16 protein-coding genes and 1 pseudogene are annotated in these 21,203 nt (G+C 67.3%); 16 read left to right on the top strand and 1 reads right to left on the bottom strand.

Annotated elements, in window-relative coordinates; all coding sequences use genetic code 11:
• The first annotated feature begins 11 nt into the window (after positions 1 to 11).
• From rsmH to lpxC, 14 genes and pseudogenes are all read left to right on the top strand, one after another.
• Complete coding sequence (rsmH, locus tag VPH47_RS18090; RefSeq protein WP_049425020.1) at positions 12 to 980, top strand: 16S rRNA (cytosine(1402)-N(4))-methyltransferase RsmH; 969 nt, start codon at positions 12 to 14, stop codon at positions 978 to 980.
• A complete protein-coding gene (ftsL, locus tag VPH47_RS18085; protein ID WP_005412242.1) occupies positions 977 to 1,240 on the top strand; it encodes a cell division protein FtsL in 264 nt (87 codons plus the stop codon). Before rsmH ends, ftsL begins: the two co-directional genes overlap by 4 nt.
• Positions 1,237 to 3,081, top strand: a complete 1,845-nt coding sequence (locus tag VPH47_RS18080) for a penicillin-binding protein 2 (protein ID WP_110711046.1) — start codon at positions 1,237 to 1,239, stop codon at positions 3,079 to 3,081. Before ftsL ends, VPH47_RS18080 begins: the two co-directional genes overlap by 4 nt.
• Positions 3,078 to 4,586, top strand: coding sequence for a UDP-N-acetylmuramoyl-L-alanyl-D-glutamate--2,6-diaminopimelate ligase (locus tag VPH47_RS18075; protein WP_053510459.1), 1,509 nt, complete (start codon positions 3,078 to 3,080; stop codon positions 4,584 to 4,586). Before VPH47_RS18080 ends, VPH47_RS18075 begins: the two co-directional genes overlap by 4 nt.
• Positions 4,583 to 5,977, top strand: coding sequence for a UDP-N-acetylmuramoyl-tripeptide--D-alanyl-D-alanine ligase (murF, locus tag VPH47_RS18070; RefSeq protein WP_368851407.1), 1,395 nt, complete (start codon positions 4,583 to 4,585; stop codon positions 5,975 to 5,977). Before VPH47_RS18075 ends, murF begins: the two co-directional genes overlap by 4 nt.
• Entirely contained in the window at positions 5,967 to 7,052 is a 1,086-nt protein-coding gene (gene mraY, locus VPH47_RS18065) for a phospho-N-acetylmuramoyl-pentapeptide-transferase (protein ID WP_010481929.1), read from the top strand. The genes murF and mraY overlap by 11 nt, the downstream gene beginning before the upstream one ends.
• A gap of 1 nt (position 7,053) precedes the next feature.
• Complete coding sequence (ftsW, locus tag VPH47_RS18060) at positions 7,054 to 8,373, top strand: putative lipid II flippase FtsW (protein ID WP_110711049.1); 1,320 nt, start codon at positions 7,054 to 7,056, stop codon at positions 8,371 to 8,373.
• Positions 8,370 to 9,458, top strand: coding sequence for an undecaprenyldiphospho-muramoylpentapeptide beta-N-acetylglucosaminyltransferase (gene murG / locus VPH47_RS18055; protein WP_368851406.1), 1,089 nt, complete (start codon positions 8,370 to 8,372; stop codon positions 9,456 to 9,458). The genes ftsW and murG overlap by 4 nt, the downstream gene beginning before the upstream one ends.
• Positions 9,459 to 9,498: 40 nt before the next feature.
• A complete protein-coding gene (gene murC, locus VPH47_RS18050; protein ID WP_012510048.1) occupies positions 9,499 to 10,935 on the top strand; it encodes a UDP-N-acetylmuramate--L-alanine ligase in 1,437 nt (478 codons plus the stop codon).
• Positions 10,932 to 11,894 (top strand): D-alanine--D-alanine ligase, encoded by a 963-nt coding sequence (locus VPH47_RS18045; protein WP_368851405.1) that lies wholly within the window; start codon positions 10,932 to 10,934, stop codon positions 11,892 to 11,894. The genes murC and VPH47_RS18045 overlap by 4 nt, the downstream gene beginning before the upstream one ends.
• Positions 11,891 to 12,565: pseudogene (locus VPH47_RS18040) on the top strand (cell division protein FtsQ/DivIB); the annotation flags it as partial. The gene VPH47_RS18045 and the pseudogene VPH47_RS18040, both read left to right, overlap by 4 nt.
• A 71-nt stretch (positions 12,566 to 12,636) precedes the next feature.
• Positions 12,637 to 13,872: a cell division protein FtsA gene (gene ftsA, locus VPH47_RS18035; protein WP_005408083.1), complete on the top strand. Its 1,236-nt coding sequence runs from the start codon at positions 12,637 to 12,639 to the stop codon at positions 13,870 to 13,872.
• A gap of 170 nt (positions 13,873 to 14,042) precedes the next feature.
• Positions 14,043 to 15,278: a cell division protein FtsZ gene (gene ftsZ, locus VPH47_RS18030; protein WP_164161599.1), complete on the top strand. Its 1,236-nt coding sequence runs from the start codon at positions 14,043 to 14,045 to the stop codon at positions 15,276 to 15,278.
• A gap of 206 nt (positions 15,279 to 15,484) precedes the next feature.
• Complete coding sequence (gene lpxC, locus VPH47_RS18025) at positions 15,485 to 16,396, top strand: UDP-3-O-acyl-N-acetylglucosamine deacetylase (protein WP_004143722.1); 912 nt, start codon at positions 15,485 to 15,487, stop codon at positions 16,394 to 16,396.
• A 282-nt stretch (positions 16,397 to 16,678) separates the two neighbouring features.
• Here lpxC and VPH47_RS18020 read toward each other — a convergent pair whose 3' ends face one another.
• Positions 16,679 to 17,128 carry a DUF721 domain-containing protein gene (locus VPH47_RS18020; protein WP_005408086.1) on the bottom strand — a complete coding sequence of 150 codons (450 nt, stop codon included), beginning with the start codon at positions 17,126 to 17,128 and terminating at the stop codon, positions 16,679 to 16,681.
• 12 nt (positions 17,129 to 17,140) lie between these two features.
• On the opposite strand from VPH47_RS18020, the gene VPH47_RS18015 reads away from it, so the two are divergent.
• Positions 17,141 to 18,097, top strand: a complete 957-nt coding sequence (locus VPH47_RS18015) for a M23 family metallopeptidase (protein WP_033834438.1) — start codon at positions 17,141 to 17,143, stop codon at positions 18,095 to 18,097.
• A gap of 275 nt (positions 18,098 to 18,372) precedes the next feature.
• Positions 18,373 to 21,105, top strand: coding sequence for a preprotein translocase subunit SecA (gene secA, locus VPH47_RS18010; protein ID WP_110711053.1), 2,733 nt, complete (start codon positions 18,373 to 18,375; stop codon positions 21,103 to 21,105).
• Positions 21,106 to 21,203: the final 98 nt, after the last annotated feature.

The following is a 21,203-nucleotide window of genomic DNA, read 5'->3' as shown; positions in this document are numbered from 1 at the left end:
GGGGTGCCCGGATGCGCCCAGAAGCGCAGGCCGGTCACCTTCCGGTGTCGCAGTCGCCGGCGGTGCACCTGCCGGTCCTGTACACCCAGGTCCTTGAAGGCCTGAGGGTGATCGAAAACGGACGTTATCTGGATGGCACGTTCGGTCGTGGCGGTCATGCACGTGGCGTGCTCACCCAGCTCGGTCCCGAGGGGCGCCTGCTGGTCATGGACAAGGATCCGGAAGCCATCGCCGTAGCCGAGCGCGATTTCGCGCCGGACCCGCGCGTGTCCATCTTCCGTGGCAGTTTCGCCCAGCTGCTGCAGTGGGATGCGACGGCTGAAGGCCTGGACGGCGTCCTGTTCGACCTGGGCGTGTCGTCGCCGCAGCTGGACGTGGCCGAACGAGGCTTCAGCTTCGGCAAGGACGGCCCGCTGGACATGCGCATGGATCCGGACAACGGTGAAAGCGCCGCACAGTGGATCAACCGCGTTGAAGAGCGCGAAATTGCCGATGTGCTGTGGACCTATGGCGAAGAGCGCCAGAGCCGCCGTATCGCGCGCGCCATCGTGGCCCGCCGCGAGAAGCAGCCGTTCTCCCGTACCGCCGAGCTGGCCGAGCTGATCGCCTCGGTGATGCCGCGCGGCAAGGACAAGATCCATCCGGCCACGCGCAGCTTCCAGGCCATCCGCATCCACATCAACCGCGAGCTGGCCGATCTGGAAGCCGGCCTCGATGCGGCCGTGGAACGGCTCAAGCCCGGTGGCCGCCTGGCGATCATCAGCTTCCACTCGCTGGAAGACCGCATCGTCAAGCAGTACATGAACCGCCTGGCCAAGGCCCCGCCGGCCAACCGCCGCCTGCCCGAGGCGGAGGTGTTCGTGCCGACCCTGGATCTGATCGGCGGCGCCATCAAGGCCACCGACGAGGAACTGGCGGCCAACCCGCGTGCCCGCAGCGCCGTGCTGCGCGTGGCCCAGAAGCGGGAGGCCGATGCATGAGCCGGCTGCTGCTGATCATTCTGTTGGCCTCGACCGTGGCCTCGGCGATCGGCGTCGTGTTCGTGCGTCACCGTCACCGGCAGACGTTCATCGAGCTGTCGCGCGCTGAGCGCAAGCGCGATGACATCAATCTGGAATTCGGCCGCCTGCAGCTGGAACAGGCAACGCTGGCCGAAGCCAACCGTGTCGATCGCATCGCCCGCGAGAAGCTCGGCATGAAGTTCCCCGAGGCCGCCGACATCGTGGTGGTGCGCCCATGAGCAAGGCCGGCCGCAACCGCCCGCGCAACGCCTTCAACCTGCGCCAGCGCCTGCGCTGGGTGGCGTTGGCGCTCGGCCTGTGTTCGGTGTCGCTGGTCGGCCGCGCGGCCTACGTGCAGATCATCAACAGCGACTTCTACCAGCGCCAGGGCGAGGCCCGCTACCTGCGCGAGCTGCCGATCAAGACCTCGCGCGGCATGATCACCGACCGCAACGGCGAGCCACTGGCGGTGTCGACCCCGGTCGCCTCGATCTGGGTCAACCCGCAGGACCTGCTGCGTTCGCCCGAGCGGATTCCCGAGCTGGCCCAGGCGGTCGGCATGTCGGTGGATGAGCTGAGCAGCCGCCTGTCGCAGAAGTCGGACAAGGAATTCATGTACCTGCGCCGCCGGATCAATCCGGACGAGGCAGAGAAGGTGGTCGCGCTGAAGATTCCGGGCGTGGCCGCGCAGCGCGAGTTCCGCCGCTTCTATCCGCAGGGTGAAGCGATGGCGCACGTGCTGGGCTTCACCAACATCGATGACCGCGGCCAGGAAGGCCTGGAGCTGGCGTTCGACGAATGGCTGCGCGGCAAGGCCGGTGCGAAGCGGGTGATCCGCAACCGCAAGGGCGAGACCGTCGAGAGCGATCTGCTGCGCGCCGCCGAGCCGGGCAAGGACCTGACCCTCAGCATCGACCGCCGCATCCAGTACCTGGCGTTCAAGGAACTGCGCAACGCGCTGGTGGCCAACAAGGCGGCCGGCGGTTCGATGGTGATCATGGACGTGACCACCGGCGAGATCCTGGCCATGGTCAACCTGCCGACCTACAACCCGAATTCGCTGACCGGCGCGTTGCCCGATGCGCGCCGCAACCGTGCAGTGACCGACCTGGTCGAGCCGGGTTCGACGATGAAGCCGTTGACCATTGCCACCGCGCTGCAGGCCGGTGCGGTGACCAAGGACACCGTCATCGATACCAATCCGGGTTACATGACCCTGGGCCGCTTCACCATCCGCGACGTGCCGCGCAACAACGGCGTGCTGAACGTGACCGGCGTGATCACCCGCAGTTCGAACGTGGGCGCGGCCAAGGTCGCGGCGAAGATGCCGGACCAGGTGTTCTACGACGGCGTGCGCCGCTTCGGCTACGGCTCGGTGCCGCACAGCGGCTTCCCGGGTGAATCCGGCGGCGTCGTGCTGCGCCCGGCACGCTGGTCAGGCACCACCAAGACCACCATGTCCTACGGCTACGGCCTGAACGTCACTCCTCTGCAGATCGCTACTGCCTATTCGGCGTTGGCCAATGGCGGCAAGTTGATCGCGCCGACCTTCGTCAAGGGCCAGCGCAACGAAGGCCAGCAGATCATCGATGAGAACGTCGCCAAACAGGTGGTGGCGATGATGGAAACCGTGGTCACCCAGGGCGGCGCCAAGCAGGCGGCGGTGCTGGGTTACCGCGTGGCCGGCAAGACCGGTACCGCGCGCAAGGCCGGCCCGGGTGGTTACGAGCGTGGCCATTACAACGCGCTGTTCGCCGGCGTGGTGCCGGCCACCAATCCGCGCTTCGCCACCGTCATCGTCATCAACGACCCGCAGGCCGGCAAGTTCTACGGCGGCCTGGTGTCGGCGCCGGTCTACCACAACGTGATGGAAGGCACCCTGCGCCTGATGGACGTGCCGCTGGACGACCTGCAGTCGTGGCTGGCCGCACAGCAGTCCGGCAAGGTCGGCCATTCGGCCTCGATCCTGCCCGCGCCGCCGGCCGAAGCCGCGCTGCCGGTGGATGCCGCCGCTGAATTCGATGCTGCGCTGCCCAGCGCGCAAGCCCAGACGCCGCCCGCTACGGGAGGCACGCAATGAGTCCTTCGATGTTGCTTTCGCAGTTGCTTCCGGATGTGGCCCTGGCGGGCCACGATCCCGTTCTGACCGGCCTGGTGCTGGACAGCCGCGCCGTGCGCCCCGGCAATGCCTTCGTCGCCATCGCCGGTTTCGGCGCGCATGGCCTGGGCTTTGTCGAGCAGGCCCGCGCGGCCGGTGCCAGCGCCATCCTGTTCGAACCGCCGGCGCCTGCCGAGCTGCCGGCCCCGGCCGATGCGATCGCCGTGCCGGGCCTGCGCGCGCGCATGGGTGCGATGGCCGACCAGTTCCATGGCGCGCCGTCGCGGGCGATGGCGATGGTCGGCGTGACCGGCACCAACGGCAAGACCTCCACCGTGCAGCTGCTGGCCCAGGCCTGGCACCTGCTCGGAACGCCCAGTGGCAGTATCGGCACGTTGGGCGCCGGACTTTACGGTGCAGTTGAGCCGACCGGTTTCACTACGCCGCTGGTGCTGCAGATGCATGCGTTGCTGGCACAGCTGCGCGACGCCGGTGCGCGCGCGGTGGCGATGGAAGTCAGCTCGCATGCGCTGGACCAGGGCCGCGTGGATGCCGTGCACTATGACGTGGCGGTGTTCACCAATCTCACCCGTGACCATCTGGACTACCACGGCGACATGGCCAGCTACGGCGCGGCCAAGGCGCGACTGTTCCATCGCCCGGGCCTGAAGGCCGCAGTGGTCAACCTGGACGATGCGTTCGGTCGCCAGCTGTTTGCCGGCCTGCCGGCGGGCGTGCAGCCGATCGGCCTGAGCTCGCGCGGTGCCACCGACGCCAGCGTGCGCGCCGAAGCGCTGCAGCTGGACGGCCGTGGCATCGCCTTCGAACTGGTCATCGACGGCCAGCGTGCCGCCGTGCAGTCGCCGCTGCTGGGCCGCTTCAACGTGGACAACCTGCTGGCCGTGGCCGGCACCCTGCACGCGCAGGGCCAGCCGCTGCCGCGCATTGCCGAGGTGCTGTCGGCGCTGCAGCCGATCCGTGGCCGCATGAACCGCCTGGGCGGCGAAGACGGCCTGCCGACCGTGGTGGTCGACTACGCGCATACCCCGGATGCGCTGGAACAGGCGCTGGACAGCCTGCATGGCCACCTGCACGGTGCGCTGTTCTGCGTGTTCGGCTGCGGTGGCGAGCGCGATACCGGCAAGCGCCCGCAGATGGCGGCGATTGCCGAGCGCCTGGCCAACCAGGTCATCGTCACCGACGACAACCCGCGTGGCGAGGACGGCGACGTGATCGTGGCCGACATCCTGGCCGGCTTCCAGAATGCCGATGCCGTGACCGTGCAGCGCAGCCGCGCGCGTGCGATCGGCCTGGCGGTGAAGCGTGCCGGTGCCGGCGACATCATCCTGATCGCCGGCAAGGGCCACGAGCCGTACCAGGAGGTCAATGGCGTTCGCCATGACTTCGACGACACCGAAGTGGCTGCTGCTGCGTTGGCTGCCAAGGCTGGCGTGTTGGCCGCGCAGGCCGGGGAGGGCATCGCATGAAGCGCACCCTGCTTTCGCTGATCGCACACTGGGCCGGCGGCGAGATCCACGGCGACGACGTGGCCATCGATGCGGTCAGCAACGACACCCGCAGCCTCGGCCCGGGCAGCCTGTATGTGGCGCTGCGCGGCGAGCGTTTCGATGGCCATGACTTTGCCGCCGACGCGCAGGCGCGCGGTGCCAGCGCGCTGCTGGTCGAGCGCCTGCTGCCGATCGAACTGCCGCAGGTGCTGGTGGCCGACAGCGAACTGGCGCTGGCGAAGATCGCCACCGGCATGCAGCGCGACCGCGATACCGAGGTGTTCGCGATCACCGGCAGCAATGGCAAGACCAGCGTGAAGAGCCTGCTGCTGTCGATCCTGCAGCAGGTGGCCCAGCACGCGCACAAGGTGGTCTACGCCAACCCGGGCAACCGCAACAACGAGATCGGCCTGCCGCTGGCAGTGATCGATGCTCCCGAAGATGCCGACTACGCCGTCTACGAGATGGGCGCGGGCAAGCCGGGCGACATCGCCTACCTGACCGACATCGCCCGCCCGCGCTATGCGCTGGTCAACAACATCGCCCCGGCGCACCTGGAACGCATGGGCAGCCTGCTCGGCGTGGCAGTGACCAAGGGCGCGATCTATGCCGCGCTGCCGGCCGATGGCGTGGCGGTGATCAATGCCGACGATGCCTACGGCCGCTGGTTCGAACAGCATTTCGTCGGCACGCCGGCGCGCTGCCGTGTGCTGCGCTATGGCCTGGAACACTCGGCGGACGTGACCGCACGCGACATCCGCGCCGGCGCGCAGGGCAGCCAGTTCACTCTGGTCGCACCGACCGGCGAAGCCCGCGTGGTGCTGGGCCTGCCGGGTCGCCACAACGTCAGCAATGCGCTGGCCGCTGCCAGCCTGGCGCTGGCCGCCGGTGTCGATCTGGCGCTGATTGCCGCCGGCCTGGCCGAAGCGCAGCCGGTGCCGGGTCGCCAGATCGCCCATCAGCTGCGCAATGGCGCGGTGCTGGTGGATGACAGCTACAACGCCAACCCGGGTTCGCTGGCTGCGGCCATCGATGCCCTGGCCGCCGCGCCGGAAGAGGGCTGGCTGGTGCTGGGTGACATGCGCGAGCTGGGCCCGGACGCCGAAGCGCTGCATGCGCAGGCCGGCATCCGTGCACGCGCCGCCGGCCTGAAGCGCCTGTATGCGCTGGGTCCGCTCAGTGCCGCCGCTGCTGCCGCCTTCGGCGACGGCGGTCGTCATTTCGCCACCCATGACGCGCTGTCGCAGGCGCTGAAGGACGAGCTGCACGCTGGCGTGCGCTGCCTGGTCAAGGGTTCCCGTGGCAGCGCCATGGACACGATTGTCAAAGCGCTGCTGGCGCAAGGAGAGGAATCCCCGCATGTTGTATGAACTGGCTCGATGGTTGCAGCAGTTGGAGAGCCTGTTCGGGCTGTTCAACTACCAGACGTTCCGCGCCATCCTTGCCGCGCTGACGGCCCTGTTCCTGTCGCTGTGGCTCGGCCCGGCGATGATCCGCAAGCTTGCCCAGTTCAAGGGCGGCCAGCCGATCCGCAAGGACGGTCCGCAGACCCATTTCTCCAAGGCCGGTACGCCGACCATGGGCGGTTCGCTGATCCTGCTCACCATCACCCTGTCGGTGTTGATGTGGGCCGACCTGCGCAACCGCTACGTGTGGCTGGTGCTGGCAGTGATGCTGTGCTTCGGCGCCATCGGCTGGTATGACGACTGGATCAAGATCGTCCGCCGCGACCCGAATGGCCTGAAGTCGCGCTGGAAGTACCTGCTGCAGTCGATCTTCGGCCTGGCCGCGGGCCTGTTCCTGTTCTACACGGCCGACGTGCCGGCAGCGCTGACCTTCTACATCCCGATGTTCAAGTCGATCGCGCTGCCGCTGGCCGGCATCGGTTTCGTGGCCATCGCCTACTTCTGGATCGTCGGCTTCTCCAACGCGGTGAACCTCACCGACGGCCTGGACGGCCTGGCGATCATGCCGACCGTGCTGGTGGCCTGCGCACTGGGCGTGTTCGCCTATGCCTCGGGCAACGTGGTGTTCGCCAATTACCTGCAGATCCCGCAGATCCCGGGCGCCGGCGAGCTGGTCATCATCTGCGCGGCCATCGCCGGTGCGGGTCTCGGCTTCCTGTGGTTCAACACCTATCCGGCCATGGTGTTCATGGGCGACATCGGCGCGCTGGCGCTGGGCGCGGTGCTGGGCACGATCGCGGTGATCACCCGCCAGGAGCTGGTGCTGGTGATCATGGGCGGCGTGTTCGTCATCGAAACGCTGTCGGTGATGATCCAGGTCGCCTCGTTCAAGCTGACCGGCAAGCGCGTGTTCCGCATGGCGCCGATCCACCACCATTTCGAACTGAAGGGCTGGCCCGAGCCGCGCGTGATCGTGCGCTTCTGGATCATCTCCGTCGTGCTCGTGCTGATCGGCCTGGCCACGTTGAAGGTGCGCTGAGATGAACGACCTGTCCCGCCAGGCAACACGCCTTGAAGCCATCGAAGGCAGCTACGACAAGTGGCTGCTGGGCGCGATCATCGCGCTCACCGGTGTCGGCGTGGTGATGGTGGCGTCCAGCTCGATCGCACTGATGAGCAGCCCGTTCTACTACCTCAACCGCCACCTGATCTTCCTGGCGGTCGGTATCGTGCTGGCGGTCATCGCCGCCCGCACCGAGCTGAAGTCCATCGAGCAGTACAACCAGATGCTGCTGCTGGGCTGCTTCGTGCTGCTGCTGGCGGTGTTCACGCCGGGCCTGGGCAGCACCGTCAACGGCGCGCGCCGCTGGATCAACCTGGGCATCTCCAAGTTCCAGACGGTCGAAGCGGTGAAGGTGCTGTACATCGTGTGGCTGTCCAGCTACCTGGTGCGCTTCCGCGACGAGGTCAATGCGACCTGGCCGGCGATGCTCAAGCCGCTGGGCGTGGCCGGTGCGCTGGTGGTGCTGCTGCTGCTGCAGCCGGACTTCGGTTCCTCGACCCTGCTGCTGGCGATCACCGCCGGCATGCTGGTGCTGGGCGGGGTGAACATGCCGCGCATGTCGATGCCGGTGATCATCGGCCTGGTCGGGATGAGCGCGCTGGCGATCATCGAGCCGTACCGCATGCGCCGCATCACCTCCTTCCTGGACCCGTGGGCCGACCAGCAGGGCGACGGCTACCAGCTGTCCAACGCGCTGATGGCCGTGGGCCGTGGCGAGTGGACCGGCGTCGGCCTGGGCAACTCGGTGCAGAAGCTGTACTACCTGCCGGAAGCGCATACCGACTTCATCTTCTCGGTCACTGCCGAGGAATTCGGCTTCCTGGGTACCTGCGTGATCGTGGCGCTGTACGCGCTGCTGGTCGGCCGCACGTTCTGGCTGGGCATGCGCTGCGTGGAAATGAAGCGCCACTTCTCCGGCTACATCGCCTTCGGCATCGGCCTGTGGATCAGCATGCAGACCTTCGTCTCGATCGGCGTGAACCTGGGCATCCTGCCGACCAAGGGCCTGACCCTGCCGCTGATCTCCTCCGGCGGTTCGTCGGTGCTGATGACCTGCGTGGCGATGGGCCTGCTGCTGCGCGTGTCGTATGAACTCAAGCGCGCCGAGCGCCGCCAGGCCGTGCGCATCGGTGGCGCCGAAGACGCCGCTGCCGAGCCGATGGACGAGCCCGCCGCACCGGTGGCCGCCAGCGTGCCGATGAGTGCCGAGCCGACGGCTACCGCTGCGCCGAACGCTGCACGCGGCACCAGCCGCCTGCAGTCGCGCGTCGAACCGACCTTCGGGAGGCTGTCATGAACGCAGCCACCCACTCCGCTCGTCCAGTGATGATCCTCGCCGGTGGCACCGGCGGACACATCTTCCCCGGCCTCGCCGTGGCCCGCGTGCTGCGCGAGCGCGGCGTGCCGGTCACCTGGATGGGCGCCGACGGTGCGATGGAAACCCGCCTGGTGCCGCAGCACGACATTCCGATCGACACGCTGGCCATCACCGGCCTGCGCGGCAAGGGCAAGCTGGCTCTGCTGGGCGCGCCGTGGCGGCTGATGCGCGCGCTGCGCGCGGCCGGCATGATCATCCGCAAGCGCCAGCCGCGTGCGGTGGTGGCCTTCGGTGGATTCGCCTCCGGTCCCGGCGGCATGGCCACGCGCCTGCATGGCCTGCCGCTGATCGTGCATGAGCAGAACCGCGCACCGGGCCTGACCAATCGCATCCTGTCGCGCTATGCACGCCGTCTGCTGACCGGCTTCCCGGGCACCTTCGCCAAGGGCGAGGAGTTTGTCGGCAACCCGGTGCGTGCGGAGATCGCCGCCATCGCACCGCCGGAACAGCGCTTCGCCGACCGCCAGGGTCCGCTGCGCGTGCTGGTGGTGGGCGGCAGCCAGGGGGCACGCGCGCTCAATACCGGCGTGCCGCAGGCCATCGCTGCGCTGGGCGCTACAGTGCCGGTGCAGGTGCGCCACCAGAGCGGCGAGAAGATGCATGCCGAAGCGGTCGAGGCCTATGCCAAGGCCGGCGTGCAGGCAGAAATCACGCCGTTCATCGCCGACATGGCCGAGGCCTTTGCCTGGGCGGACCTGGTGGTGTGTCGCGCGGGCGCCTCGACATTGGCCGAGCTGTGTGCGGTGGGTGTCGGCAGCGTGCTGGTGCCTTTCCCCGCTGCCGTCGACGATCACCAGACCCGCAATGCGGAGTACCTGGTCGAGCGCGGCGCGGCGGTTTTGCTGAAGCAGGACGGAACGCTGGCCGACGGCATTGCCGCACTGCTGCGCGATCTGTCCGAAAATCCCGCCCGCCGCATGCAGATGGCGCAAGCCGCGCGTGCCCTGGCCAAGGTCGATGCCGCCGAGCGCATCGCCGATATCATTCTCGAGGAAGCTGTATGAAGAAGGCATGCCACCGCGCCTGCCCTGCGCGAGGCTGCGCATGATCCGTCGCCTGCACGACACCAACGACCTGGTGCGCGCGTTCCCGCGCGTGCATTTCGTCGGCATCGGCGGCACCGGCATGAGCGGCATCGCCGAAGTGATGCTGACGCTGGGCTATGAAGTGTCCGGCTCGGACAACGCCGACAACGTGGCGACCCGTCGCCTGGCCAGCCTGGGTGCGCGCATCATGCGCGGCCACTCCGCGGCCAACGTGCTGGGCACCGATTGCGTGGTGGTCTCCAGTGCCATCCGCGAAGACAACCCGGAACTGATGGAAGCGCGCAGCCAGCGCATTCCGATCATGCCGCGTGCGGCGATGCTGGCCGAGCTGATGCGCTTCCGCCGTGGCATCGCGGTGGCGGGTACCCATGGCAAGACCACCACCACCAGCCTCACCGCCGCGGTGCTGAGCGAAGGCGGCCTGGACCCGACCTTCGTGATCGGTGGCCAGCTGCTGGCTGCCGGTGCCAACGCCAAACTGGGTGGTGGGCAGTGGCTGGTGGCCGAGGCCGACGAAAGCGATGGCAGCTTCCTGCGCCTGAATCCGCTGATGTCGATCATCACCAACATCGATGCAGACCACCTGGAGAACTACGGCAACGACTTCGCCCGCGTGCAGGCGGCGTTCGCCGAGTTCCTGCAGCGCCTGCCGTTCTACGGCCTGGCGGTGCTGTGCATCGACGATCCGGAAGTGGCGGCTCTGGCTGCCAAGACCCCGCGCCACGTGATGAGCTACGGCATGAGCCCGCAGGCCGACGTGCGCGCCGAGAACGTGGTGCAGGAAGGCTCGCGCATGCGCTTCACCCTGCGCCTGCCGCAGGGCACCAGCCAGGAAGTGGTGCTGGCGCTGCCGGGCAAGCACAACGTGCTGAATGCACTGGCCGCCGCCGCAGTGGGCTGGCAGCTGGGCGTGGCCCCGGATGCGATCGCGCGCGCACTGGAAGGCTTTGCCGGTGTCGGTCGTCGCTTCAACGATCTGGGCGAAGTGACCACCGCCAGCGGCGCCAAGGTGCGCATCATCGACGACTACGGCCATCACCCGAGCGAGCTGGAGGCGGTGTTCGCCGCGGCCCGCGGCGGCTGGGCCGACAAGCGCCTGGTGGTGGCCTTCCAGCCGCACCGCTACAGCCGTACCCGCGACCAGTTCGACAAGTTCGCCGCGGTGCTGTCCAGCGTCGATGCACTGGTGCTGAGCGAGGTCTACCCGGCCGGCGAGGAACCCATTGCCGGTGCCGATTCGCATGCGCTGGCCCGCGCCATCCGCGCGCGCGGCCGCAGCGAACCGGTGGTGGTGGGCAAGGCCGCCGAGCTGGCCAGCGTGCTGCCGGACGTGCTGCAGGACGGTGACCTGCTGCTGATGATGGGCGCCGGCGACATCGGTGCCGTGGCCACCCATATCGCGGTGGAAGGCTTCAAGGGGGAGGGCGAGGCGTGAGCGCGCTGACCTTCCCGCCGCTGCGCGTGACCGACCCGGCCGTGTTCGGTCGCGTCGCCGTGCTGCTCGGCGGCAGTTCCAGCGAACGCGAGGTGTCGCTGGATTCCGGTCGCAACGTGCTCGAAGCCCTGCAGTCGCGTGGCGTCGATGCGTTCGCCGTGGACGGCATCCCGGCGCTGGCCAAGGCGCTCGCCGCCGGCGGCATCGACCGTGTGTTCAACATCCTGCACGGCCACAACGGTGGCGGTGAGGACGGCATCGTACAGGGCTTGATGGATGCCTTCGGCGTGCCGTACACCGGCTCGAACGTGCTGGGTTCGGCGCTGAGCATGGACAAGATCCGCACCAAGCAGGTGTGGCTGACGCTGGGCCTGCCGACGCCGCAGTACCGCAAGGTCACTGCCGAGGACGTGCACGCCAATGCCGCCGAACTCGGCCTGCCGGTGGTGGTGAAGCCGGCCAACGAAGGCTCCAGCGTGGGCATCAGCCGGGTCACCGATGACGCCGGCCTGGACGAGGCGGTGGCCCTGGCTGCGCGCTACGACGGCCAGCTGCTGATGGAGCAGATGGTGGTCGGCGACGAACTGACGGTGGCCATCCTCGGCGACGTTGCGCTGCCGTCGATCCGCATCGTGCCCAAGGGCCAGTGGTACGACTACAACGCCAAGTACATTGCCGAAGACACCCAGTACCTGTGCCCGGGCCTGGACGGTGACGCCGAAGAGGAAATCCGTCGCATCGCGCTGGCCGCATTCCGTGCCGCTGGCTGCCGTGGCTGGGGCCGCGTGGACGTGATGCGTGATCGCGACAGCGGCCGTTTCTTCCTGCTGGAAGTGAACACCGCGCCGGGCATGACCAGCCACTCGCTGGTGCCCAAGGCGGCCCGCCAGGCCGGCATCGGTTTCGAGGAGCTGGTGTGGCGTGTGCTGGAACAGACCCTGGAGGCCTCGCACGCATGAACGCGGTGCTGCGCATCTTCGTCTGGCTGTTGGCGCTGTCGGTGGTTGCACTGCCGGTGGTGGCCGTAGTCAATGGCTGGGTCGGCGCCGAGCGCTGGCCGCTGGCGAAGCTGCGCGTGCATGGTGAGTTCAAGCGGGTGCCGGCCGAGCAGCTGCAGCAGGTGCTGCTGCCGTACGCGCATGCGGGCTTCTTCGCGGTCAAGCTGCAGGACGCGCAGGACGCACTGGAACAGCTGCCCTGGGTGGAAAGCGCGCAGGTGCGCAAGCAGTGGCCGGACGTGCTGGAAGTGACCCTGGTCGAGCACAAGCCGTTCGCGCGCTGGGGCAATGACCGCCTGGTCTCCGAGCAGGGCAAGTTGTTCCCCACGCCGAAGAAGCTGGCCGATCTGGCGCTGCCCGAACTGGACGGCCCGGACAGCCAGACCGAAGAAGTGATGAAGCTGTACAGCGACTCGCGTGCATTGTTCGCACCGGCCGGCGTGGACGTGCGCCGGGTGACGATGGACGCGCGCGGCAGCTGGTCGCTGGTGCTGAGCAACGGCACCGAAGTGGTGGTCGGCCGTGACGACGCGCGCTCGCGCATGCAGCGCTTCGTCAAGGTGCTGCCGCAGCTCAACCGCCAGGACGCGCCGATCGAGCGCGCCGACCTTCGTTACACCAATGGTTTCACGCTGAGCTGGGGTACCCCGGCCACGCCGGCGAAAACGCCGGCGACCCCGGCCAGCAGGACGCAGGAAAGGACATGAATCGCAAGGGTGACAAATCGCTGATCGTTGGCCTGGACATCGGCACCTCCAAGGTGGTGGCGCTGGTGGGCGAGTACTCGCCGGGCAATCCGATCGAAGTGATCGGCATCGGCTCGCACGAGTCGCGCGGGCTCAAGCGTGGCGTGGTGGTGGACATCGAATCGACCGTGCAGTCGATCCAGCGCGCGGTGGAAGAAGCCGAGCTGATGGCCGGCTGCGAGATCCGCTCGGTGTATGCCTCGATTTCCGGTAACCACGTGCAGTGCAAGAACTCGCCGGGCATCGTGCCGATCCGCGACGGGGAGGTGACCTGGGGCGACCTGGATCGCGTGCTTGATGCGGCCAAGGCGGTGGCGATCCCGGCCGACCAGAAGATCCTGCATGCGATCCCGCGCGAGTATGTGCTGGACGATTCGCAGGAAGGCATCCGCAACCCGGTCGGCATGACCGGCGTGCGCCTGGAGGTGCACGCGCACCTGGTGGTGTGCGCGCAGTCCGCTGCGGCCAACATCAGCAAGTGCGTGCAGCGCTGTGGCCTGCAGGTGGACGACCTGGTGCTGTCCTCGCTGGCCTCCAGCGTGGCCGTGCTGACTGCCGACGAGCGCGAGCTGGGCGTGGTGCTGGTCGATATGGGCGCCGGTACCACCGATATCGCGGTGTTCGTGCAGGGCGCGATCTGCCACACGGCCTCGCTGCCGATCGCCGGCGACCACGTCACCAACGACATCGCGCACATGCTGCGCACGCCGACCCCGGAAGCCGAGCAGATCAAGGTGCGCTACGCCTGCGCCCTGGCCCAGCTGGCCACCGCCGAGGAGAGCATCCAGGTGCCGTCGGTGGGCGACCGCCCGCCGCGCCGCATGCCGCGCCATTCGCTGGCGCAGGCGGTGCAGGGCCGCTACGAGGAAATCTTCGAGATGGTGCAGGCCGAACTGCGCCGCTCCGGCTTCGAGGAACTGGTGCGCGCCGGCATGGTGCTGACCGGTGGCGCGTCGAAGATGGAAGGCGTGGTCGAACTGGCCGAGGAAATGCTGCAGATGCCGGTGCGCGTGGGCATCCCGCAGCACGTCACCGGCCTCGGCGAAGTGGTGGGCAACCCGGTGCACGCCACCGGCGTGGGCCTGCTGTTGATGGGCAGCCAGATCGAGCACCCGCGGCGGCCGTCGCTGCCGACCGGGCGCGCTGGAAGCATGTTCAAGAAACTCAAGACCTGGTTCCGCGGCGAGTTCTGACGCGGAACCCGAAACCCCCGGCATCGCCAGGGCGCAACACCCGCAGTACCCGCATCACAACGCAACACCGGCAACACACAACCCACACAGCCGCAACGTCGGCATGCAGCAGGACGGCAGGACGCCCGAATGCCCATGCCCGCCAAAGCGGATACAACGAGGACACGGACATGGCGCATTTTGAACTGATCGAAAAGATGGCACCCAATGCGGTGATCAAGGTGGTTGGCGTGGGCGGCGGCGGCGGCAATGCCGTGGCGCACATGGTCAACTCGGCGGTGGACGGCGTGGAATTCATCACTGCCAACACCGACTCGCAGGCCATCAAGAATTGTGGCGCCAAGCTGCAGCTGCAGCTGGGCACCAACGTGACCAAGGGCCTGGGCGCAGGCGCGAACCCGGAAGTCGGCCGCCAGGCCGCGCTGGAAGACCGTGAGCGCATCATGGACGCGCTGCAGGGTGCGGACATGGTGTTCATCACCGCCGGCATGGGCGGTGGCACCGGCACCGGCGCTGCGCCGGTGGTGGCACAGCTGGCCAAGGAAATGGGCATCCTGACCGTGGCCGTGGTCACCAAGCCGTTCCCGTTCGAAGGCCGTCGCCGCATGCAGGTGGCGCTGAAGGGCATCGAGGAACTGAGCCAGCACTGCGACTCGCTGATCACCATCCCGAACGAGAAGCTGATCACCGTGCTGGGTCGCAACGCGACCATGATCCAGGCCTTCCGTGCCGCCAACGACGTGCTGCAGGGCGCCGTGCAGGGCATCGCCGACCTGATCGTGCGTCCGGGCCTGATCAACGTCGACTTCGCCGACGTGCGCACCGTCATGTCCGAAATGGGCCTGGCGATGATGGGTACCGGCACCGCCCGTGGCGATGACCGCGCCCAGGCCGCTGCCGAGTCGGCGATCCAGAACCCGCTGCTGGACGACGTGAACCTGGCCGGTGCCAACGGCATCCTGGTCAACATCACCGCCGGCGCCGACTTCACCATGGCCGAGTTCGACGAGATCGGCCGCACCATCGATGGCTTCGCTTCCGAAGATGCCACCGTGGTGGTCGGTACGGTGCTGGATCCGGACATGCAGGACGAAGTGCGCGTGACCGTGGTCGCCACCGGCCTGAACCGCGTCTCGGCCAGCAAGACCCAGCGTCCGGGCGAGCGTGCGCCGATCAAGCTGGTCCGCAATGCCACCACCGGCCAGCCGGAGTTCGGCGAGTTCGACAATGGTGGCGACGCCGTGTCCAAGGCTGTCGGCGGCATGGGCCTGGGCCTGCGTCGTGCCAGCAGCGACACCGCGGCAGCGTCCACTGCGTCGGCCCCGGCGGCGTCGGCCCCGGCTGCAGCGGAACTGCCGAACGATTACCTGGACATCCCGGCCTTCCTGCGCCGCCAGGCGGACTGAGCGGGGCTGCCCGGGGCTTGTCCTCCCCGGGTTGCGCCACCATGTCCTGAAAACGCGGGCGCCGGGCCAGGATGGGCCCGGCCGCCCTGCTTCACGCGCGTCCCCGCGGCGTGCCGGTGCGTCCTGCCGGCGGCTTTCACTGGCGTTTCAGCCAGGGTAGGGGAGGGCGCGTGTTAATCTAATGTGTCACTTCCGGTCCATCCCCCATGATCCAGCAACGCACCCTCAAGAACACGATCCGCGCCACCGGCGTTGGCCTGCACAGCGGTGACAAGGTCTACATGACCCTGCGCCCGGCACCGGTCAACCATGGCATCGTGTTCCGCCGCGTGGACCTGGACCCGGTGGTGGAAGTGCCGGCCAAGGCCGAGCTGGTCACCGAAGTGACCCTGTGCACCGGCCTGACCTGCAACGACGCCAAGATCCAGACCGTCGAACACCTGATGTCGGCGCTGGCCGGCCTGGGTGTGGACAACATCATCGTTGAACTGTCCTCGGCCGAGCTGCCGATCATGGACGGTTCGGCTGGCCCGTTCGTGTTCCTGCTGCAGTCGGCGGGCATCGTGGAACAGGATGCGCCCAAGCGCTTCATCCGCGTGCTGAAGACCGTGGAAGTGACCGAGGGCGACAAGGTGGCCCGCTTCACCCCGTACGAGGGCTACAAGCTGGGCTTCACCATCCAGTTCGACCACCCGATGATCCCGGCCAAGCAGTCGCGCCAGGAAATCGAGTTCTCGACGCTGGCCTACACCAAGGAAATCTCCCGCGCGCGCACCTTCGGTTTCATGCGCGACCTGGAATACATGCGCGAGCGCAACCTGGGCCTGGGCGGTTCGATGGACAACGCCATCGTGCTGGACGAGTTCCGCGTGCTCAACGAAGACGGCCTGCGCTACGCCGACGAATTCGTGCGCCACAAGATCCTCGACGCGATCGGCGACCTCTATCTGGCCGGTGGCCAGGTGCTGGGCGCCTACGAAGGCTTCAAGTCCGGCCACGCGCTCAACAACAAGCTGGTGCGGGCGCTGATGGCCGACGCGACCGCCTGGGAATGGGTCAGCTTCGACTCGCCGGCCACCCCGGATCCGGTCGAATACGCTACCCCGGCCTACGCCTGATCATTCCAGGTCATTGAAACGAAAGACAAAAACGCCGCCTGAAAGGGCGGCGTTGTCGTTTCCGGCGCCGACGGCGCATTCAGCGTACTTTGAAAGTCTCAAGGCCGGTTCGAGGTCACGGTTTTGTGAACCTGTTGGATCGGAAGCCTGAATTTAACGTAGTTTTAACAACAATCTAACGACAGGCCCCCGGTTGGCAGCTAGGATGCGACCCGGCCCCCGAAATGTTTCACGCCGTGGTGACACGCGCGACGGGGAGCGGAGCTGGATGCTCCGTTGTCGTCAGGACCGCTTCTTCGGCTTCGAAGGAACGTCCTGCAGGCAAGCCAAGGCGTCGCGTAGCCCTTTGTGCGTGGCGGCTGAAACTGCGTGGGGTCCATTCCGGTTGTCGAGCGCTGGGGAGCGCGTGGGAGTGGGAGACGCAGTCTTGATGGTCACCCTGGTGGCCTTCAGCCCGATGGAACGGGCCGCGTCGAGCAACTGGGCTTCGGCAAGCCGCAACTTGGCATGCCAGACCGGGGACTCGACGAGAAAAACGAGGTGTTCCCCGTCCACATTGGCCAGCCGGCAACGGCTGCGCAGAGGTGGCGGCAACTGGGGGCGCAACTGACGGTCCAGCGCGTCGAGCCACAAGGCACGCCGCAGCGGGTTCCCGCTTTTGTCCGCCATCACCGCATCCAGCGCCGGCTTCGGCACTGACGCGGGGCGAACGCTGGATTTCGGCTCAGACATGAAAACTCACTGATGGCATTCAAAAAGATCGTAATCAAAACGCGTGAAGGACAGGCCAAGTCGTCGCCGATCGCGCGTTTGCGGTTCTATTTCGAGGACCGCCCCCGCGCCCTGCTGGGCAGCGTGCTCGGGGTAGGCTGCATTATCGGCCTTGCCGGCGGCATTGGCGCCAGCGCGCTGAATGATTCCCGGCTGCAGGCCAAGGTCGAGCGCCAGGATGCGGAGCTGGCCAAGGTCAAGCGCGATGCGCAGACCCAGGTCAACGCGCTGGCGGCCCGCCTCGGCGAGCTGCAGGCCCAGGCCACCCGCCTCAACGCCCTTGGCGAACGGCTGACCCAGATGGGCAAGCTGGAAGACGGCGAGTTCGACTTCAACGAGACCCCCGGTCTCGGTGACGGCGACGCCGGCGGCCCGACCAGCGACATCCCGGTCAAGGACGTCAACGCCGACTTACAGGTGCTGGAGCAGCGCTTCGCTGCTTCAGGCCGCCAGTTGTCGGTGATGGAATCGCTGATGTTCGACCACCAGCTGCAGCAGAACGCCGTGCCGTCGCGCATGCCGATCCGCAACAGCTACGTGACCTCCGGTTTCGGCACCCGTGCCGACCCGTTCGGCCGCGGTGCCGCCACCCACAAGGGCATGGACTTCCACGCCAAGGTCGGTGACCCGGTGATGGCCGTCGCCGAAGGCGTGGTCAGCTTTGCCGGCGTGAAGGGCGGCTACGGCAACGTGGTCGATGTCGACCACGGTAACGGCTACGTCACCCGCTACGCCCACAATTCGCGCCTGGTGGTGAAGGCCGGTGACCTGGTCCGTGCCGGCCAGGAAGTGGCCAAGGCCGGTTCCACCGGGCGTTCGACCGGTGCCCACGTGCACTTCGAAGTGTGGGAAAACGGCAACGTGGTCAACCCGCGCAAGTTCCTCGGCGACGGCGGCAACACGCCGGTCGGCCGCGTCAGCCGCGGCTGATGCCCGGGTCGGATCCCTTCCGCGCCGCGGGAGGGTTCTGACCCGATGCGGGTGATCTGGTAGTGCCGGCCGCTGGCCGGCAATTCCTTTGAGGGGGCCGAACGAGGTTGCCGGCCAGCGGCCGGCACTACCCCACGGGGTTGAAACCCCTTGCGGCCGTCCCAAGCTACAATGGGTGTTGCCATCGACAGGGCGCCAGGCGCCCTGTTTCGTTTGCGGCGGACGGATCCCAAGGGGGAGGCCGGGCGTCGTGTCCATCCAACCCGGTTCCTTCAATGATCAACAGCCTGCTTACCCGCGTATTTGGCAGTCGTAACGAACGACAGCTGCGCCAGCTCAACCGCATCGTCGCCAAGATCAATGCGCTGGAGCCGGAGATCGAGAAGCTTTCCGACGAGCAGCTTCAGGCCAAGACGCCGGAGTTCAAGCAGCGCATCGCCGACGGTGAAGCCCTGGACAAGGTGCTGCCGGAAGCGTTCGCGGTCTGCCGCGAAGCCGGTCGCCGCGTGCTGGGCATGCGCCACTACGACGTGCAGCTGATCGGTGGCATGGTGCTTCACCTGGGCAAGATCGCAGAAATGCGCACCGGTGAAGGCAAGACCCTGGTGGCGACCCTGCCGGTGTACCTCAACGCGCTGGAAGGCAAGGGCGTGCATGTGGTCACCGTGAACGACTACCTGGCCCGCCGCGACGCCGCGCAGATGGGCAAGCTGTACAACTGGCTGGGCCTGAGCGTGGGCGTGGTGTACCCGGGCATGCCGCACAGCGACAAGCGCGAAGCCTACGCCTCGGACATCACCTACGGCACCAACAACGAATTCGGCTTCGACTACCTGCGCGACAACATGGCGCTGTCCAAGGCCGATCGCTACCAGCGCGGCCTGCACTACGCCATCGTCGACGAAGTCGACTCCATCCTGATCGACGAAGCGCGTACCCCGCTGATCATCTCCGGCCCGGCCGACGACTCCCCGGAGCTGTACATCCGCGTCAACCGTGTCGTGCCGAACCTGGTCAAGCAGGAAGCGGAAGACGGCGAAGGCGACTTCTGGGTCGACGAGAAGGGCAAGCAGGTGCACCTGTCCGAAGCGGGCATGGAGCACGCCGAGCAGCTGCTGGTCGAGGCCGGCATCCTCGACGGCGAGACCGAAGGCCTGTACGCGCCGCAGAACCTGACCGTGGTCCACCACCTCAACGCCGCACTGCGCGCGCACGCGATCTACCAGCGTGACGTGGACTACATCGTGCGCGATGGCGAAGTGGTCATCGTCGATGAGTTCACCGGCCGCACCCTGTCCGGCCGCCGCTGGTCCGATGGCCTGCACCAGGCGGTGGAAGCGAAGGAAGGCGTGCCGGTCCAGCGCGAGAACCAGACGCTGGCCAGCATCACCTTCCAGAACCTGTTCCGCATGTACAAGAAGCTGTCCGGCATGACCGGTACGGCCGATACCGAAGCCTTCGAGTTCCAGAGCATCTATGGCCTGGAAGTGGTGGTGATCCCGACCAACCGCCCGACCATCCGCAAGGACAGCCCGGACCAGGTGTTCCTGAACCGCAAGGGCAAGTTCAATGCGGTGCTGGCCGACATCGAGGAGTGCGCCAAGCGCGGCCAGCCGGTGCTGGTGGGTACCACCTCGATCGAAACCTCGGAAATGCTGTCCGAGCACCTGCGCAAGGCCGGCGTGAAGCACGAAGTGCTCAACGCCAAGCAGCATGACCGCGAAGCGACCATCGTCGCCAATGCCGGCCGTCCGGCGGCCGTGACCATCGCCACCAACATGGCCGGCCGCGGTACCGACATCGTGCTGGGCGGTTCGCTGGAAGCGGAGATCCACGAGCTGGGCGAGGGCGCGACCGATGAGCAGAAGGCTGCGGTCAAGGCCGAATGGCAGAAGCGCCACGAGGCGGTGAAGGCTGCGGGCGGCCTGCACATCGTCGGTACCGAGCGCCATGAATCGCGTCGTATCGATAACCAGCTGCGTGGCCGTTCCGGCCGCCAGGGTGACCCGGGTTCGTCCCGCTTCTACCTGTCGCTGGAAGACAACCTGATGCGCATCTTCGCCTCCGACTGGGTGCAGAAGGCCATGCGCATGATGGGCATGAAGGAAGACGACGTCATCGAAGACCGCCTGGTCAGCCGCCAGATCGAGAAGGCGCAGCGCAAGGTCGAGGCCCACAACTTCGACATCCGCAAGAACCTGCTGGACTTCGACGACGTCAACAACGACCAGCGCAAGGTGATCTACGCCCAGCGCGATGAACTGCTGGACGCCGAGTCGGTGAAGGACAATGTCGACGGCATCCGCGACGACGTGATCTTCGACGTGGTGGCCCGCTTCGTGCCGCCGAACTCGATCGACGAGCAGTGGGACCTGCGTGGCCTGGAAGCGACCCTGGAGTCGGACTTCGGCCTGCAGATGTCGCTGACCGACCTGGTCAAGGAACACGAGGAACTGGACGCCGAGGCGATTGCCGCCAAGGTGCAGGAGCGCGTCAACCAGCACTTCGCCGAGAAGGAAGCCGGCGTGGGCGAAGAGACCATGCGCGCGCTGGAGAAGCACGTGATGCTGACCGTGCTGGACCAGAGCTGGAAGGAGCACCTGGCCCGCATGGATTACCTGCGCCAGGGCATCTACCTGCGTGGTTACGCGCAGAAGCAGCCGAAGCAGGAATACAAGAAGGAAGCCTTCGAGCTGTTCTCGGACATGCTGGAAAACGTCAAGCGCGAAGTGGTGACCCTGCTGTCGCGTGTGCGCATCCGCAGCGACGAGGAAGTGCAGGCGCTGGAAGCCGCCGAGCGCCAGCAGGCCGAAGCACGCCTGAGCCAGTCGCAGTTCCAGCACCAGGACGTGGGCGGCTACAGCGCCGACGAGGAAGCCGCGCAGGTGCAGGCTGCCCAGCAGGGCGTGGCGCAGATGCAGCGCGACGAGCCGAAGATCGGCCGCAACGATCCGTGCCCGTGCGGCAGTGGCAAGAAGTACAAGCACTGCCACGGCCAGCTGAGCTGATCCCGAAGAGCCCCGCGAAAGCGGGGCTTTTCGTTTGTGGCGGGGCAACCGCACCGGATCCGTGATTGCGCCGGTCGCCCTGTTCTGGGCATGCTTCC

This window comes from Stenotrophomonas sp. WED208 (assembly GCF_040984485.1).
In the GTDB taxonomy this organism is placed as follows: Bacteria; Pseudomonadota; Gammaproteobacteria; order Xanthomonadales; family Xanthomonadaceae; genus Stenotrophomonas; species Stenotrophomonas riyadhensis.
This window is presented reverse-complemented; position numbering and strand designations above follow the sequence as displayed.

Excerpts from the sequence above, each read along its gene's own strand:
- ftsW (WP_110711049.1), top strand. The coding sequence starts at position 7,054 with ATGAACGACCTGTCCCGCCAGGCAACACGCCTTGAAGCCATCGAAGGC.
- VPH47_RS18020 (WP_005408086.1), bottom strand. The coding sequence starts at position 17,128 with ATGTCTGAGCCGAAATCCAGCGTTCGCCCCGCGTCAGTGCCGAAGCCG.
- VPH47_RS18015 (WP_033834438.1), top strand. The coding sequence starts at position 17,141 with ATGGCATTCAAAAAGATCGTAATCAAAACGCGTGAAGGACAGGCCAAG.
- ftsA (WP_005408083.1), top strand. The coding sequence starts at position 12,637 with ATGAATCGCAAGGGTGACAAATCGCTGATCGTTGGCCTGGACATCGGC.
- rsmH (WP_049425020.1), top strand. The coding sequence starts at position 12 with ATGCGCCCAGAAGCGCAGGCCGGTCACCTTCCGGTGTCGCAGTCGCCG.
- murC (WP_012510048.1), top strand. The coding sequence starts at position 9,499 with ATGATCCGTCGCCTGCACGACACCAACGACCTGGTGCGCGCGTTCCCG.
- ftsL (WP_005412242.1), top strand. The coding sequence starts at position 977 with ATGAGCCGGCTGCTGCTGATCATTCTGTTGGCCTCGACCGTGGCCTCG.
- lpxC (WP_004143722.1), top strand. The coding sequence starts at position 15,485 with ATGATCCAGCAACGCACCCTCAAGAACACGATCCGCGCCACCGGCGTT.
- mraY (WP_010481929.1), top strand. The coding sequence starts at position 5,967 with ATGTTGTATGAACTGGCTCGATGGTTGCAGCAGTTGGAGAGCCTGTTC.
- VPH47_RS18080 (WP_110711046.1), top strand. The coding sequence starts at position 1,237 with ATGAGCAAGGCCGGCCGCAACCGCCCGCGCAACGCCTTCAACCTGCGC.
- VPH47_RS18075 (WP_053510459.1), top strand. The coding sequence starts at position 3,078 with ATGAGTCCTTCGATGTTGCTTTCGCAGTTGCTTCCGGATGTGGCCCTG.
- secA (WP_110711053.1), top strand. The coding sequence starts at position 18,373 with ATGATCAACAGCCTGCTTACCCGCGTATTTGGCAGTCGTAACGAACGA.
- murG (WP_368851406.1), top strand. The coding sequence starts at position 8,370 with ATGAACGCAGCCACCCACTCCGCTCGTCCAGTGATGATCCTCGCCGGT.
- murF (WP_368851407.1), top strand. The coding sequence starts at position 4,583 with ATGAAGCGCACCCTGCTTTCGCTGATCGCACACTGGGCCGGCGGCGAG.
- ftsZ (WP_164161599.1), top strand. The coding sequence starts at position 14,043 with ATGGCGCATTTTGAACTGATCGAAAAGATGGCACCCAATGCGGTGATC.